Here is a 15,090-nt window from a genome sequence, read left to right on the forward strand (position 1 = left end):
TATGGCCGTCATCGCCAACCCCAACGCGGACCTGCCGCGCCTTGGCATCGTGCTGATGCTGACGGCGTGGCTGTTCTTTTCGCTGGTGGACCTTGGGGCCAAATGGTTGGCGTTGGCCGGCGTGCCGGCATTTCAATTGGCGTTCATGCGCTATGCAGGGCACTTCGTGATCTCAGTGGGCGTGATCGCCAAGGGCGGGATCGAGGCCGGCCGGTTCAAGACGGACCACCCTTGGCAGGTGATAAGCCGGGCCGTGCTGCTGATCTCGGCGACCGTTTTCAATTTTTATGCCCTGCGGTTTTTGCCCCTGACCGTCGTGTCGGCAATCATGTTCTCAAGCCCGGTCATCGTGTGCTTCCTGTCCGTTTTCGTATTGAAGGAGAGAGTGGGACCATGGCGTTGGGCGGCTATCATCCTGGGCTTCCTAGGGGTGTTGGTTGTCGTGCGGCCGTTTGGTTCGGCCTTTCATCTGACCATGCTGCTGATCGTCTACAATGCCACCGCTTTGGCCTTGTACTCGATCATGACGCGCAGGCTGTCGGGGGTTGTTGCCGTGGACACCATGCAATTCTACCTCGGACTTACCGGTACAGTGGTCCTGCTGCCCTTCGCCATCTGGTTTTGGATCCAACCGGAAAACACCTGGAGCCTGATCGTCCTGATCAGTCTTGGCGTCTTTGGATGGTGCGGGCATCAACTGCTGACGAACGCGCATCGCTTCGGAACGGCGAACCAGTTGATGCCATTCACCTATTCGTTCCTGATCTACGTTGCGATCTGGGGCTATCTGTTCTTTGACACGGTACCGGACGCATTCACGTTGGCAGGGGCTGCGCTGATCATGGCTGCCGGTCTCATCATCTGGAAAAGAGAAAAGAAATGACGCGAATTGCCTGCATCGGCGAAGCAATGATCGAATTGTCCATGCTGGAAACCGGCGCAAAGGTGGGCGTCGCGGGGGATACGCTGAACACGGCCATCTACATGCACCGCGCAGCGCCTGATCTGCAGGTGGAGTATGTGACATGTTTGGGCGACGACCCGTTCTCGGGGCGCATCGCGGACTTCATCGCCAGCCATGGCATCGGGACATCCGGCATCCGCATCATTCCGAATGCCTCTCCGGGCCTGTACGCGATCACCACCTCTGCGGACGGTGAACGTAGCTTTACTTATTGGCGCAGCGAAGCGGCCGCCCGCCAGCTTTTTGCCGATCACGATTTCAGCTCGTTGAACGGTTATGACGTGCTGTATTTGTCGGGTATTTCGGTAGCCATTCTACCGCATTCGGTAAGGCTTGCGCTTCTGGACTGGCTCGAAGGCGCTTCAGTCCGGTTGGTCTATGACAGCAACTTTCGTCCACGTCTTTGGGACAGCGTTGAACACGCCCGACAGATCAATCAACGGCTTTGGCGGCGTGCTGACATTGCCCTGCCATCCATCGACGACGAGATGGCACTGTTCGGGGAAAGCGCCGATCAGGTGGCGGCACGCTTTGCGGGTCATCACGGAGTCGGCGCGTTGAAGCGCGGAGAGAATGGCCCCCTGTCCATCGGTCAGAACATTGACCAAACCTATGAGCCTGCCAAAAACGTGCTGGATACGACCGCGGCGGGCGACAGTTTCAACGGTGGGTACCTCGCGGCGTTGCTGACTGGGAAATCACAGGCCGAGGCCCTGATGGCTGGACACAATCTGGCATCCACCGTTGTTCAGTTCCGCGGCGCGATCATTCCCGGATAAGCGGCGCGAGATCCTCGGCTCCGACAAGACGCAAAAGCGGCACCAACGGATCTGGCTGCTTGGCAGCCAAAGCGATTTCCGACGCGCAAGGATCGTTCAGCGCCCTGCCCTTGGCGGTCTCGGACATGCAATAGGAGACCCAGGCCCGCATACCCGCGATCACCGCCTGAGAGCCGGTCCCACGAAGTGTAGGAACAAACCGATAGGGCAGCTTCTGGCTTCCATCCATCGCGATTTGGTCCAGACGGTGCGCCAGCTCGGGGTTTTCAAAGCGGCGCAACAGAGCCTCGGCATAGTCCGGAACCTGTGCTTGCACCGCAGCGGGCAGCGTTGCGCCCGCATCCTTCATCAACTCGGAAACCAGCGGGCGCAGAACCGGGTCTCGAACCGCTTCGTGGACATAGGTCAGACCTCTCTCCAACCCGGCATAAGCCAACAGGGAATGGGCCCCGTTCAACATGCGCAGCTTTCGCATCTCGTGCGGGGCCACGTCATCGACCAGTTGCACGCCCTGCCAATCCGGATGTGGGCCAGCAAAACTGTCTTCGATCACCCACTCCGAGAACGCCTCGGTCGGAACGGCCATAGGGTCACCGCTGATTGCGCGAACGGCGTCCGTTGTGGCCGGGGTGATCCGGTCGACCATCGCGTTGGGAAAGCGAACGGTGTCCCAATTGACGTCCAGACCGGCTGCATTGGCAAAATCGGATACGGCCGTTTCGAGCGTTTTTCCGTTCTCCATACGATTGTCGCAGCTCAGCACCGTCACTGGCTTGCGCCGTTCCGCAAGACCAAAGGCAAGAAACCCGATCAGCGTTGCGGGCCCCTGCCCCGCCAGATCGGCGACAATCGCCGGGTCCCGAAGGTTCAGCTTGCCCGCGGCATCAAGATGATAACCTTTCTCGGTCACTGTCGCCGAGATGATCTCGGCATCCGCCATCACATCGAAAACCGCTGCACGATCCTCGGGCGCGACCAGAACATCCCTCAGAACTTTGATGCGACGGACACCCTGCCCCTGTACGCACAGATCGTACTCGAAACCCTGTCGGGCCAATCCATCCCGAACCGAGGATGAACGCAGGCTGACGCCGACAACGTCCCATCCGCCCGCTTGATCGGTGTAGTCCAGCAAATGCGCCCGGGCAAAGTTTCCGAGGCCGAAGTGAAGAAGTGTACCCATCTAGCTTTGCAACCCATAAACCTGTTTCGCCAGATCGACCGCCAGCAACCGTGCAAGATGCTCGGCACTGTCCCGACCGAAGTAACCGCGCGCAACCTGCTCGGCCAAATGAATCGCCACGCCCCGCCGCCAGAGGTGGTGTCGTGCAGGAATGGACAGAAAGGCTCGCGTGTCGTCATTGAATCCGGCCAGGTTGTAGTACCCGGCCGTCTCAACGACCTGATCGAAATACCGCGCAATCCCGGCCGGGCTGTCATGGAACCACCAAGGCGGTCCGATCCGAAGGCACGGCCAATGTCCCGCCATAGGGGCCAATTCACGGGCATAGGTGCCTTCGTCCAGTGTGAACAGAATGATGCGCAGTTCCGCTGAGTTTCCGACCCGGTTCAACAGCGCCTCAAGGCCCGTGACCCAATCCATCGCGATTGGAATGTCGGCCCCCTTGTCCCTTCCGAAGTCCCGGATTACCGCATGGTTCGTGTTGCGCTTGCTGCCTGCATGTATTTGCATGGTCAGACCATCATCGACAGACATCTGCGCCATTTCGATCAGCATATGCCCATAGAACCGGCGCGCGTCCTGTTCGGTCCCTTCCCGCCGTCTCAGCTGTTGGTAAAGCGCATCCGGGTCCTCCAGCCACTCGGTCTGTACGCGTTCGATACCGTGGTCCGTGGCGGTACAACCAAGCTGGACGAAATAAGCCCGCCGCATCCGCAGCGCGTTGAGGTAGCCATCATAGCTGTCCAGATCGCAGCCTGTCAGCTCGGCCAACTTGTTCAGGTTCTGTACGAACTCCGGGTCCGCCCCATCCAAAACCCCGTCCGGGCGGAACGTCGGAACAACCCGCCCGCCCCAACCGCTTGCACGGATCTCCTGATGCTGTGTGAGAGGGTCGAGAGCCGAATCCGTAGTGGCCAGAACCTCGATCCCGAACCTGTCGAACAAAGCCCTCGGGCGAAAATCGGGTTGCGCCAGCTTTTCCGCGATCTTGTCGTAGATCAGATCTGCCGTACGCGAAGACAACTCCTCAGACACGCCCAGCGTTTTATGCAGCACGTAGTTCATCCAGATCCGGGAAGGCGTTCCCAGAAATAGATGCCAATGTTCGGCAAAGGTGCGGAAAACGGCGCGAGGATCCTTCTTTCGCCCCTCTTCCCCAACGCCGAGTTCCGACAAGGGAACTCCCTGCGAATAGAGCATACGGAACACGTAATGGTCGGGAACCACCAACAGCTCTGCCGGGTTGGGGAACGGCGCATCGGTTGCAAACCACCCCGGATCGCAGTGACCATGCGGAGACACGATCGGCAGGTCCTTGATGCCCAAGTACAGGTCTTCTGCCATCCCATTCAAATTGCCAGTCAATTCTGCCTCCGATACTGCTACCCGCAATTGTTAACACAGTTTTTAATGGTTGCATCTTTCCCGTTCGAACCCGCAGACTGACCGGGTGATCCGGGGGACTGAATGAATATTGCGCTGATTGGTTTGGGGATGGTTTCTGGCACGCATGTCGCCGCCATTCGGGCATCGGATCAAGGCCTCAGTCTTGCCGGAGTCCTCGGGCGCAATCTTGAAAAAACAGCTGAGTTCGCGCGGCGAAACGATACCCGCGCATTCGGCTCGGTCGAGGAAATCGCAAACGACCCAAAGGTCGACTTTGCGATCATCGCAACCCCGCCCGATCAGCGCACAGAGTTGGTACAGATTCTTTCGACCGCTTCGAAGCCGATCCTGATGGAAAAGCCCATTGAAAGAACGCTGGGCGCCGCGAAAGCCATTGTCGAGCAGTGCGAGGTGTCTGGCGTACCGCTGGGCATCGTTTTTCAGCACCGCGCCCGCGCCGCCTCGCAGGCGCTGAAATCGGCCATCGAACAGGGGGAACTGGGCACGATCGCCACGGTGGAGATCCGTGTCCCCTGGTGGCGCGATCAGAGCTACTATGACGAACCGGGTCGCGGCACTTATGCACGTGACGGAGGCGGCGTCATGATCTCGCAGGCGATCCACACGCTTGACCTTGCGATGTGGCTACTGGGGCCGATCTCGGACATTCAGGCCGTGATGAGAAAAACTCCACTACACGATCTCGAGGCCGAGGATTGGGCGGGTGCAGTCTTTGAAATGGACAACGGCGCGGTGGGAACGTTGATGGCAACTACCGCCGAATATCCCGGGGCTGCTGAGTCCATCACGATCCAGGGCACGCGCGCCAAAGCGCATCTGGAGTCAGGTGTCCTGACCTTGACCACTCTCGACGGCCGGAAATCCACGGTCGGCGAAACCGCCGCCACAGGCGGAGGGGCCGATCCCATGGCGTTCACACATGCCTGGCACCAAGCGGTCATCGAGGACTTCGCGAAGGCCGTTTCCAGTGGAACGCAACCTATGGCCACAGGACGCAGTGCCCTTTTGACCCACGCCGTCATCGACGCGATGCAGATCGCCAATCGAACCGGCCAGAAAACACGAGTCATCTCATGAGCCTGACCTGCGTCGCCCTTGGCCTGGACCACCGCCATATCTATGGCATGACGGAAAACATGCGCAAAATCGGCGTAGACTGCGTAGGCTATTGGACACAGGGCGATCCGGAGACGCTGGCGGGCTACGTCAAAAGGTTTCCCGATATTCCGCGGCTGGCCCGACTGGAAGACGCCCTGACCTGCGGGGCGGATCTGGCGCTGATTTCAGCGATACCGGCAGATAGGGCCGCGTTGGCGGTCCGCGCCATGCAGAACGGCATGGATGTCATGAGCGACAAGCCGGGCTGCACGACGTTCGAGCAACTCGACCAGATCAAAAGAGCGGTCGCAGACACCGGTCGGATCTGGTCGGTGAATTTTTCGGAACGGTTCGAAACGCCCGTCAGCACCCAGGCCACCGAGTTGGTCGAGGCCGGTGCCATCGGGCGCGTGGTCCAGACGGTCGGACTTGGCCCGCACCGATTGAACCGGGCAACCCGGCCGGAATGGTTCTTCCGGCGTGACCGCTATGGCGGCATTCTGACCGACATCGCCTCACATCAGATCGATCAGTTCCTGCATTACACAGGTTCAAAAAGCGCAGAAATCACGAACGCCTATGTGGCGAACTACGCAAACCCGAAGGATCCCGGATTGCAGGATTTCGGCGAGGTCAATCTGCGCGGCGAGAATGGCACCGGGTACATCCGGGTTGACTGGTTCACGCCAGATGCCCTGCCAAACTGGGGAGATGGTCGTCTGACGATCCTGGGCACCGAAGGCTATATCGAGTTGCGGAAATACGCTGACGTGGGGGGAGCCACGGGGACAGATCATCTGATCCTCGTCAACGGAGAAACCTGCCAAAAGACCGACGCATCCGACGCCGGCCTCCCCTACTTTGCGCGCCTGGCCGATGACATTCGCAACCGGACCCAAACCGCAATGACGCAGACCCACTGCTTTACAGTCATGGAACTGGCACTGCGCGCGCAGGAAATGGCGGAACGCAGATGATCAACGTTGCGATCCTCGGCGCAGGTATCGGTGCGCAACATCTGGACGCTTTGGAACAACTAGACGGCACCTTTCGCGTAGCCGCCGTGGTCGACCAGAACACGGACCGGATCGAACAAATACGGCAGAACTCGGGTTTTCGAGCATTGACCAACATTCAGGATGCTCTGGATGATTCGGCGATTGATGTCATCGACATCTGCCTGCCGCCGCATCTGCATGTACCAACCACGCTTGCGGCACTGGCCGCAGGAAAACACGTTGTCTGCGAAAAGCCTCTTGCGACCTCGATGCGGGATGTGGATCGGATCACGGCAGTCGAACGCAACGCGGGCAAGCATGTGTTTCCGGTTTTTCAATACCGGTGGGGCCCATCACTGGCCCAACTGCGCCACCTGCAGCGCGCAGGCCTGACCGGAGCGGTCCAAACTGCAGCGCTTGAAACCCATTGGTCCCGAGGGGCGGACTATTACGCGGTGCCGTGGCGGGGAACTTGGGCCGGCGAACGCGGCGGCGCAGTGCTGGGCCATGCCATCCACAACCATGATCTGCTGACACATATCGCGGGCGATATCGCCTGGGTGTCTGCAATGACCACAACGCGGGTCAACCCGATCGAGACCGAAGACTGTGCCGCAATCTGCTTTGGCATGGCTTCCGGAGCCTTGTGCACAAGCAACATCACCTTGGGCGCTGCCACGGATGAAACCCGCCTGCGGTTCGTCTTTGAAAAATTGACCGCCACCTCTGGCACCGAACCCTATGCCCCGGGTCAAACGCCCTGGTCATTCGTCGCGCGGGACCCGGCGGATCAAGCCGCTATCGACGCGGCTCTCGCCGCTGCCGCTGCCGAGCCAACGGGGTTCGAAGGGTTTTTTGCCGAAGTCGGCAAAGCGCTGCGGTCCGAGGCAAATTCGGCCGTTACGCTGAAAGATGGCGCTGCGTCCATCGGCCTTGTGACGGCGATTTATCACGCGGCGCGCACCGGGCAGCGCGTTGCCCTTCCCATCATGCCCGATCACCCGCTGTATGAAGGATGGCTGCCATGAAACAATGCTGGCGTTGGTTCGGACCCGAGGATCCGATCGCCCTGGCCGATCTCCATCAAGTCGGGGTTCAGGGCATCGTCACCGCGCTGCATCACATCCCGCCGGGACAGCCTTGGGATGAACAGAGCATCGCCGACCGGCAGGCCGTTATGGCCGCGGCCGGGTACAGTTGGGACGTTGTCGAAAGCCTGCCAGTCTCCGAGGCGATCAAGACGCAGTCGGCAGACATGGCCGAGCATCTGCAGGCGTACAAGTCCAGCCTCAGGGCCCTCTCCGTCCGTGGCGTCAAAGTTGTTTGCTACAACTTCATGCCGATCCTGGATTGGACGCGCACCGCCCTTCGTGCCCCACAGCCGCATGGCGGAACGGCCATGCTGTTCGATCTGACCGATTTTGCAGTTTTCGACATACATATTCTCGAACGTCCGGGCGCGTCCGAAGACTATTCCGGCGACGTCCGCCAAGCGGCCAAGGATCGCTTCATGCGCATGTCGGATGTCTCCAAGGCCCAGTTGCAGCACAATGTCACCGCGGGGCTGCCCGGCGCCAACGATCAGTGGAGCGTAGAGGACGTGCGCGGCTTGCTGCAGACATATGCTGAGATAGACCGTGACCGGCTGCGCGCAAACCTCATCGACTTCCTGTCTGAGGTCGCCCCGATAGCCCAAGAATTGGGGGTGCGCTTGTGCTGTCATCCCGATGATCCGCCCTTCTCGTTGCTCGGTCTGCCGCGGATCATGTCCAGTTCCGAGGACTACGGCACCGTACTGGATGCGGTTGATATGCCCGCGAACGGTGCAACCTTGTGTACCGGATCGCTGGGTGTTTCCTCCGAATTCGATGGGCCGGAGTTCGTGCGCCGGCATGGCGACCGGATTCACTTTGTTCACTTGCGAAACACCCGACGCATCGCGGGGTCGGACAGACAGAAGCCGGATTTCTATGAGGCTCCGCATCTGGAGGGCGACACCGACATGGTCGGCACCATTCGCGAGCTGATGAACGAACAACGCCGCCGCAAATCTCAAGGACGTAGAGACTGGCAAATTCCGATGCGACCCGATCACGGACAAGAGCTGCTGAGCGATCTGGGCGGACACAGCACTCCCGGCTATCCGCTGATCGGACGCATGCGCGGGTTGGCGGAACTGCGCGGCATCATGGCGGCGTTTTCCTGACACGTCAGATCAGGCAGTTTCTTTCCGCCAGTAACACTTCTTTGCTTGCCTGTGTGCCGCAATCTTCGTTTACTTACGGTACGTAAACGGGCAGCGGGGTGTCTTCCGGACTCGCCCGACGTCTGTTCAAGACGCGTGAAACTCCCGCGAAAACCGATGCCTTGAGGCATCATTTTTCGAAACGTCTGCCAGACGGCAAAGACGGAAGAACGGGAGGAGTCCAAATGAAAACAGCAGGTGTAATCGGTCTTGGCGACATGGGCAGCGGCCTTGCCAAGAACCTGATCAAGAATGGCTTTGAAACATCCGGTTTCGACCTGAGCGAGACACGCATGACCGCATTTTCCGACATGGGCGGCCTGGTCAAGGACAGCGTGGGACAGGTCGGCCGTCACGCCGCCAGCGTGTTTGTCATGGTGATGAACGGAGATCAGGCCCGCGATGTCATTCTGGGTGAAGACGGACTGGTTGCGAACATGGCCAAAGGCGGAACGGTCATCCTGTCGGCGACCATTACTCCGGCTGAAGCGAGCGCTATCGGACAAGACATGGAGGGTTCGGGCATCCACCTGATCGACACCCCGGTCTCGGGTGGGTTTCCCGGCGCGCAGAACGGCACTTTGACAATGATGGCTGCCGGTGCTGCGGATGTGCTGAACCAAAACGCCGAAGTCATGCAGGCAGTGTCGGCAACCATTCACCGGGTCGGAGAAAACGCCGGTGACGGGCAAACCGTGAAAGCCTGCCTGCAATCCCTGATCGGATCGATCTTTTCCGCCACATTCGAGGCTGCGGCCCTGGCGGCCAAAGCCGGTGTCAGCGGTCAAGCATTGCTTGACGTGTTCTCATCGTCTAGCGCGGGATGTGGTGTTGTGAATACCGCCCTTGAAAACATCATTGATCGCAAGTTCGAGGCTACTGGCAGCCATATCGCAACGATGCACAAGGACCTGACGATCTCTCTGGCACTGGCCGGTGCGTTGGGCGTTCCCATGCACACAGCATCATCCGCTATGCAGATCTTTCACGCCGGAAAAACCAAGTACCCGAATGGCGACAACTGGGTGTGTACTCGCGTCATCGAAGAGATCGTTGGCGCAGAATTGCATCGCTGAGGGGACCGGACATGAAATTAGGTGTAATTTGCGACGGCATTTCCCGCGATCTGCGGCATGCCGTGGACGTAATGGACGAATTCGGTCTGGACTATGCAGAGCTTCAATTCGTTGGCGATTCAGAGGTCGGAGACCATTCCCCGCAGGAAATTGCCGAGATCGACGCGCTTTTGCGCGACCGGGGCAAGCCTGTGTCGTGTCTGTCGCGCCATATCTTTGCGGGGATGACAGCTGCCAACAGGCCCGGCGACGACCTGCACACTCGGCATATGGACGCCTTGAAACGCGTGATCGACATGGCGCATGTCGTGGGGTCTCCGCTGGTTCGGATCATGACCCAACGAAAAGAGCAGATACTCTGGGGAAAAAACGGCGCCGAGAAGTGGAACGTGGCGCATGGGGTATGGGACTCGATGCCGCCGCTGATCGCGCCGGCGGTTGAACTGGCCAGGGCTGAGGGCGTGACGCTTGTCGTGGAAACCGGAAACGGCACGCTGGTCAATTCCAACTATACCGCCCGCAAGCTGATTGACGAGTTGGATGCAAAGGATGCGTTGAAGGTACTTTGGGACCCCGGAAACAACTGCTGGTGCCATGAACTGGCATACCCGGACGGTTACGAAGAACTGCGCGGCGGCTATCTGGGGCACATTCACATCAAGGACGTAAAGGTCGACACGCCGAGGGCAACGCTGGAAGTGCGCCGCATGGGGGAAGGTCAGCTTGCGCCTTTGTTCCAACCCATCGCGGACGCGCTCAGATCCGACGGCTATGATGGCGTCATTTCTTTCGAAAGCGTTTATCAACCCGGCAACGGGAACTTCGAAGATGGTTTTCGTCTGTGTGTGGACCAGTTTAAAAGCCTGTTTGCATGAAAATGCAGTCAATATGCGTTCAAAATCAAAAGTTTGACCCCCATTGCTGAATGCCAAGTGAGATGTAGAAAGCTGGGCGCGTTCGCGTGAAATCAAGGAAAGGGCCTGCTGGATGAAACAACAGTTTTTTGACCTGTCCATTGAAACGCCGGGCAAATCCCTCATCGACATCAGCGGGATCGTTCAGCGTGCGGTGTTCGAACACGAATTTGTCTCGGGCTTGCTGACCCTTTGGTGCGCCCACACCGGTGCCGCGCTGTTGGTGCAGGCCAATGCCGATCCCGAAGTGCTCAAGGATATCGAGACGTTCTTCGAGAAACTCGTACCCAAGTCACCAGGCAAGTATCACCACCGCCCGACCGAGGACGACAACGCTCCATCGCATCTGCGGGCGCTGTTGACGCAAACTCAGGTATCGATCCCGGTCGAACAGGGGCAGCTTCCGCTGGGTCGCGTACAAAGCCTGTACCTGTTCGAACATCGGGAAGCACCCAATGCACGCCGATTGAAGGTGCACTACATCGGGACGTGATGCCTTGGATGACATGGAGCGTTGGCAGTGCTAACGCCCCATCCAGCCCCCGTCGACTACAAGGATTTCACCGTTGACGAAGTCCGACGCTGCAGAAGCCAGAAAGACTACAGGTCCAGCAAAATCACCTGGCGTACCCCAACGGCCCTGGGGTGTTCGTTCCAGGATCGACTTCGACCGAACCGGATCGTCCTGCAGGGCTTGGGTGTTGTCGGTTGCGATGTAGCCGGGGGCGATTGCATTCACGTTCACACCCTGCCCGGCCCACTCATTGGAAAGGGCCTTGGTCAGCTGTCCGATACCACCTTTCGAGGCCGCATATCCGGGAACGGTGATGCCGCCCTGAAACGTCAGCAGCGATGCGGTGAAGATGATCTTGCCCGAGCCGCGCGCCAGCATGTCCTTGCCGATCTCACGGGACAGAACGAACTGCGAGGACAGGTTGACCTCAATCACTTCGTCCCACCAGTCGTCCGGGTGTTCGGCGGCTGGCTTGCGTTTGATCGTACCGGCATTGTTGACAAGGATATCAGGAGTTTGTCCGTCGGCTCTCAACTGATCAATGAACCCGTGCAGCGCGGAGCGGTCCGAGAAGTCGCATTGGTAAGCCCGGAAACTGCGCCCCATCGCCGTGACGGCTTTTTCGACCTCTGACCCGGACAGTTCAAGCGAGGCCGACACTCCGATGATATCAGCTCCGGCCGATGCCAATGCCTCGGCCATGCCGCGCCCGATCCCGCGTTTGCACCCGGTCACAAGGGCCGTTTTTCCCGTCAGGTCGAAACTTTGCAAAACACTCATGAACGCGGTCCTACTTCGATCAGGCTTTTCATTGCGGTTGGGCTGCGATCCAGTGCTTCGAACGCGGCCTGAATGTCTGCCAGAGGGTTGACATCAGTGATCACGACATCCGCGTCCACTCCGCCCGAGGCGACAACTGCGATCGCCTTCTCGTAGTCCTCCGGCTCATAGACCCGAGCACCGATCAGTTGCAGCTCTCGCCAGAAGAATTGGAACAGGTCGATCTGGGGCTTTTGAGCATGAATCGCGACCATCACGATCCGGGCCCGCGTCGCGGCAACGGCGGTCATCGCATCAACACCGGGCTGCGTTCCCGATACCTCGAAAACCACATCCGCCCCTTTGTCGCCCGTGCGCGCGTTGATTGTGGACACCAGATCAGTCTCGGTTGGGTTGATCGTATCAAAGCCAAGTTTTTCTGCGATCGCCAGACGGTTCGGATTCACTTCGGAAATCACGACGTTTCCGCCCGCGTCCCGCGCAACCATGGCAACCAGGATGCCGATCGGGCCACCGCCGATGACGACGACGTCCTCGCCAGGCTGCAGTCCAGACAGCCGCACATCGTGGCAAGCAACGGCGACCGGCTCGATCAGCGCCGCGTGATCCATGCGCAAGTCATCCGGCAGAACGTGCAAGGTGTGGGCCGGAACGGTCCAGATCTCTTGCATGGCACCATCGGTATCGAGGCCGAGAAACTTAAGGTTCTGGCAGATATGCTGATGCCCCCGTTTGCAGGCCGGGCATTCGCCGCAGTGATCAAGCGGTCGGACGACGACCTTCTGGCCGGGTTTTACCGTATCGACGCCCGCGCCCACCGCTTCGACGACACCGGACATCTCGTGCCCGATTACCCGGTTCAGGCCGACACGGGCATCCATGTTGCCGTGGTAGACATGCATATCCGTCCCGCATATCCCGCAATACGCAACGCGAATGGCGGCCTCGCCAGCGCCCGGAGCCGTCGCCTGGGCCTGTTCCACAGCAAAGCTCTTGTTGCCCCGGTAGTACGCCGCAGAGATCGTCTGGGTCGTCATGTATGCATCTCCCTGTGTTCCGCATTCAGTTTGTCCCAGTCGAATTCCACTCCGGTCCCCGGCGTATCCGGGGCCACGGCCAGGTAGTCTTCCACGACAAGCGGACGGGTCGTGTACTGGTCTATCGGGAATGAGTGTACTTCCAGCCAACCCGAATTGGGTTGCGCCGAAACAAGGCTGACGTGCAGCTCCTGCATACCATGGCTACAAACCGGAATGCCGTGCTGGGCGCTTAGCGCGGCCACGCGCAACCAGCCGGTAATGCCGCCACAGTTTGAGGCATCGGGCTGGATGAAACTCAGCTTGGCGTCATCGAAGGCATACTCGAATTCGTGAATCGTGTGCAGGTTTTCACCCATGGCAAGGGGAACGCCCGTGGCTTCGGCAATTCGGCCATAGCCTTTGTAATCGTCTGGAATTGTCGGCTCCTCGAACCACAGGATATCGCAGTCGGCGAACCCTCGGGCTGCTACGATGGCCTGCTCGACGCTCATGGAGTAGTTCGCGTCGACCATGAAGAACCGGTCCGGTCCCAGCATCTCGCGCACTGCCCGGGCACGTGCAAGATCGTCGGCAAGATCCGGTTGCCCAACCTTGATCTTGACCGCGTTGAACCCACGCGCAAGGTAGCCTTCGGTCTGGCGCAGCAGTTTCTCCAACGAGAAATTCAGGTCGATCCCGCCGGCGTAGGCCTTGCACCGTCTGGACGCTCCGCCCGCCATTTGCCACAGCGGTGCATTCTGCGCTCTGCCACGAATGTCCCAAAGGGCAATATCCACGGCGGAGATGGCGAACGAGGCTATCCCACCCCGTGCGACGTAGTGGACATGCCACTGCATGGCATCGTACAGGCTTTCGATCTGTTCGGCGTCTTGTCCAACCAGGAAAGGCGCTAGATCATGCTGGATCATCGCCAAGATGGCATGACCGCCCTTGCCGCCCGTATAGGTATACCCAACCCCCTCAACCCCATCCGACGTTTGGATGGTGACAGTGATCAATTGAAAGAACGTGTGATCCCCATGTTTGGCATCGACCAGGACTTCGGCGAGCGGGACGTTGAACAGCCGCGCTGAAACACTTTCTATGCGATTCACGAACCCAAGACCTTCTGCTGCCTGGCAATAACCCGAGACTGTAAAAGGATGACCACAAAAAGAAAGCCTCCACGTATGACCATCTGCCAATAGGCGCTGAAACTGATGGTCCCCTGACCGTTTTCAAAGTTCAGAACGTTGAAGACCAGCCCCAGCAGCAGCGCGCCGGCCACCGTCGCGGGGATCGACCCCATTCCACCCGTCAACAGAGTGCCGCCCACAACGACGGATGCGATGGCCGACAATTCCCATCCGATGCCCTCAAGGGGTTGTCCGGCTCCAAAGCCCGAGGCCAGAAAGACGCCAGCCAGCCCTGCGCAGCCGCCCGAAAGCAGGTAGACGAAAGCCTTGGCGCGATTCACCTTCAGACCCATGAGGTTCGAGGCATCCTCGCTGCCACCGATCGCCAAGACGGTCCGCCCGATGGTTGTTCTTTCCAGCACCAGCCACAGGACCAGCGTCAGTCCGGCCACTATGACGATTGCCCATGGAAACAGACCAAACGCCTGCCCCATGCCAAGCTTGGTAAAGTTCGACCCCCAATCAACCGAAATTGTCTGGGCGCCCGAAATCACCAATGCGCCGCCTTTTGCGGCAAGCATGGTCGCCAGTGTGGCGATGAAGGGCGGAATCCGAAGGATGATGATGCAAAAGGCGTTGATCGCTCCGAAGCCCACCCCGGCAAGCACGGCCCCCGGCAGCGCAACCTGAATCCCGTATGGGCTGAGATAGGCCGCAACAACCGACGTAAAGGCCGCAACGGATCCAACCGACAGATCAATCCCGCCGGTCATGATCACGAAACACATGCCCAGCGCGATCGCGATGAACATCGCGTTGTAATTCAGGAAAGACGAGAAATTGTAGGCGCTGCCAAAGTTGTCATAGCGCATCAACCCAAACAGGATCAAAGCCAGCAGTGCGATCCACACCGTCACCGAGGCCGAATTGCGCCGCAGGTACTTTCGCAGGTCAAAAGCCGTTTCATCCAACATCGA

The 15,090-nt window shown here is 59.3% G+C and carries 15 protein-coding genes; 9 read left to right on the forward strand and 6 right to left on the reverse strand.

The window, feature by feature from the left end; translation table 11 throughout:
- Position 1: 1 nt before the first annotated feature.
- Together ACR0FC_RS06980 and ACR0FC_RS06985 are read left to right on the forward strand one after the other, a co-directional pair.
- Entirely contained in the window at positions 2–883 is an 882-nt protein-coding gene (locus ACR0FC_RS06980; RefSeq protein WP_170339227.1) for a DMT family transporter, read from the forward strand.
- Positions 880–1,743: a sugar kinase gene (locus tag ACR0FC_RS06985; protein WP_170339230.1), complete on the forward strand. Its 864-nt coding sequence runs from the start codon at positions 880–882 to the stop codon at positions 1,741–1,743. Before ACR0FC_RS06980 ends, ACR0FC_RS06985 begins: the two co-directional genes overlap by 4 nt.
- On the opposite strand, the gene ACR0FC_RS06990 is transcribed toward ACR0FC_RS06985, so the two are convergent.
- The gene (locus tag ACR0FC_RS06990) at positions 1,730–2,926 is read right to left on the reverse strand and encodes a mannitol dehydrogenase family protein (protein ID WP_170339231.1); all 1,197 of its coding nucleotides are present in this window, start codon (positions 2,924–2,926) and stop codon (positions 1,730–1,732) included. The two genes, ACR0FC_RS06985 and ACR0FC_RS06990, sit on opposite strands and share 14 nt — an antisense overlap.
- Entirely contained in the window at positions 2,927–4,270 is a 1,344-nt protein-coding gene (gene uxaC, locus ACR0FC_RS06995) for a glucuronate isomerase (RefSeq protein WP_170339480.1), read from the reverse strand.
- Between the two features lie 123 nt (positions 4,271–4,393).
- Here uxaC and ACR0FC_RS07000 point away from each other — a divergent pair, with 123 nt between their 5' ends.
- The 7 genes from ACR0FC_RS07000 to ACR0FC_RS07030 all read left to right on the forward strand — a co-directional run bounded on the left by ACR0FC_RS07000 (position 4,394) and on the right by ACR0FC_RS07030 (position 11,157).
- Entirely contained in the window at positions 4,394–5,410 is a 1,017-nt protein-coding gene (locus ACR0FC_RS07000) for a Gfo/Idh/MocA family protein (RefSeq protein WP_170339233.1), read from the forward strand.
- On the forward strand, positions 5,407–6,408 hold the full coding sequence (locus tag ACR0FC_RS07005) for a Gfo/Idh/MocA family protein (RefSeq protein ID WP_170339235.1): 1,002 nt from the start codon (positions 5,407–5,409) through the stop codon (positions 6,406–6,408). Before ACR0FC_RS07000 ends, ACR0FC_RS07005 begins: the two co-directional genes overlap by 4 nt.
- Positions 6,405–7,457 carry a Gfo/Idh/MocA family protein gene (locus ACR0FC_RS07010; RefSeq protein WP_170339237.1) on the forward strand — a complete coding sequence of 351 codons (1,053 nt, stop codon included), beginning with the start codon at positions 6,405–6,407 and terminating at the stop codon, positions 7,455–7,457. The genes ACR0FC_RS07005 and ACR0FC_RS07010 overlap by 4 nt, the downstream gene beginning before the upstream one ends.
- Entirely contained in the window at positions 7,454–8,635 is a 1,182-nt protein-coding gene (gene uxuA, locus ACR0FC_RS07015; protein ID WP_170339239.1) for a mannonate dehydratase, read from the forward strand. Before ACR0FC_RS07010 ends, uxuA begins: the two co-directional genes overlap by 4 nt.
- A 224-nt stretch (positions 8,636–8,859) precedes the next feature.
- Positions 8,860–9,750, forward strand: coding sequence for an NAD(P)-dependent oxidoreductase (locus ACR0FC_RS07020; protein ID WP_170339241.1), 891 nt, complete (start codon positions 8,860–8,862; stop codon positions 9,748–9,750).
- An 11-nt stretch (positions 9,751–9,761) separates the two neighbouring features.
- Entirely contained in the window at positions 9,762–10,625 is an 864-nt protein-coding gene (locus ACR0FC_RS07025; protein WP_170339243.1) for a sugar phosphate isomerase/epimerase family protein, read from the forward strand.
- Positions 10,626–10,737: 112 nt separating this feature from the next.
- Positions 10,738–11,157: a secondary thiamine-phosphate synthase enzyme YjbQ gene (locus ACR0FC_RS07030; RefSeq protein ID WP_058277404.1), complete on the forward strand. Its 420-nt coding sequence runs from the start codon at positions 10,738–10,740 to the stop codon at positions 11,155–11,157.
- Between the two features lie 30 nt (positions 11,158–11,187).
- On the opposite strand, the gene ACR0FC_RS07035 is transcribed toward ACR0FC_RS07030, so the two are convergent.
- The 4 genes from ACR0FC_RS07035 to ACR0FC_RS07050 are packed head-to-tail and all read right to left on the reverse strand — an operon-like array spanning position 11,188 to position 15,087.
- A complete protein-coding gene (locus ACR0FC_RS07035; protein WP_170339245.1) occupies positions 11,188–11,958 on the reverse strand; it encodes an SDR family oxidoreductase in 771 nt (256 codons plus the stop codon).
- Positions 11,955–12,995, reverse strand: a complete 1,041-nt coding sequence (locus ACR0FC_RS07040) for a zinc-dependent alcohol dehydrogenase (protein WP_170339247.1) — start codon at positions 12,993–12,995, stop codon at positions 11,955–11,957. Before ACR0FC_RS07040 ends, ACR0FC_RS07035 begins: the two co-directional genes overlap by 4 nt.
- Positions 12,992–14,092: a mandelate racemase/muconate lactonizing enzyme family protein gene (locus ACR0FC_RS07045; RefSeq protein ID WP_170339249.1), complete on the reverse strand. Its 1,101-nt coding sequence runs from the start codon at positions 14,090–14,092 to the stop codon at positions 12,992–12,994. The genes ACR0FC_RS07040 and ACR0FC_RS07045 overlap by 4 nt, the downstream gene beginning before the upstream one ends.
- Entirely contained in the window at positions 14,089–15,087 is a 999-nt protein-coding gene (locus ACR0FC_RS07050; RefSeq protein WP_142634806.1) for an ABC transporter permease, read from the reverse strand. Before ACR0FC_RS07050 ends, ACR0FC_RS07045 begins: the two co-directional genes overlap by 4 nt.
- Between the last annotated feature and the right edge of the window lie 3 nt (positions 15,088–15,090).

Source organism: Ruegeria sp. BB9 (genome assembly GCF_056539345.1).

Excerpts from the sequence above, each read along its gene's own strand:
- ACR0FC_RS06980 (WP_170339227.1), top strand. The coding sequence starts at position 2 with ATGGCCGTCATCGCCAACCCCAACGCGGACCTGCCGCGCCTTGGCATC.
- ACR0FC_RS06985 (WP_170339230.1), top strand. The coding sequence starts at position 880 with ATGACGCGAATTGCCTGCATCGGCGAAGCAATGATCGAATTGTCCATG.
- ACR0FC_RS06990 (WP_170339231.1), bottom strand. The coding sequence starts at position 2,926 with ATGGGTACACTTCTTCACTTCGGCCTCGGAAACTTTGCCCGGGCGCAT.
- uxaC (WP_170339480.1), bottom strand. The coding sequence starts at position 4,270 with ATGGCAGAAGACCTGTACTTGGGCATCAAGGACCTGCCGATCGTGTCT.
- ACR0FC_RS07000 (WP_170339233.1), top strand. The coding sequence starts at position 4,394 with ATGAATATTGCGCTGATTGGTTTGGGGATGGTTTCTGGCACGCATGTC.
- ACR0FC_RS07005 (WP_170339235.1), top strand. The coding sequence starts at position 5,407 with ATGAGCCTGACCTGCGTCGCCCTTGGCCTGGACCACCGCCATATCTAT.
- ACR0FC_RS07010 (WP_170339237.1), top strand. The coding sequence starts at position 6,405 with ATGATCAACGTTGCGATCCTCGGCGCAGGTATCGGTGCGCAACATCTG.
- uxuA (WP_170339239.1), top strand. The coding sequence starts at position 7,454 with ATGAAACAATGCTGGCGTTGGTTCGGACCCGAGGATCCGATCGCCCTG.
- ACR0FC_RS07020 (WP_170339241.1), top strand. The coding sequence starts at position 8,860 with ATGAAAACAGCAGGTGTAATCGGTCTTGGCGACATGGGCAGCGGCCTT.
- ACR0FC_RS07025 (WP_170339243.1), top strand. The coding sequence starts at position 9,762 with ATGAAATTAGGTGTAATTTGCGACGGCATTTCCCGCGATCTGCGGCAT.
- ACR0FC_RS07030 (WP_058277404.1), top strand. The coding sequence starts at position 10,738 with ATGAAACAACAGTTTTTTGACCTGTCCATTGAAACGCCGGGCAAATCC.
- ACR0FC_RS07035 (WP_170339245.1), bottom strand. The coding sequence starts at position 11,958 with ATGAGTGTTTTGCAAAGTTTCGACCTGACGGGAAAAACGGCCCTTGTG.
- ACR0FC_RS07040 (WP_170339247.1), bottom strand. The coding sequence starts at position 12,995 with ATGACGACCCAGACGATCTCTGCGGCGTACTACCGGGGCAACAAGAGC.
- ACR0FC_RS07050 (WP_142634806.1), bottom strand. The coding sequence starts at position 15,087 with ATGTTGGATGAAACGGCTTTTGACCTGCGAAAGTACCTGCGGCGCAAT.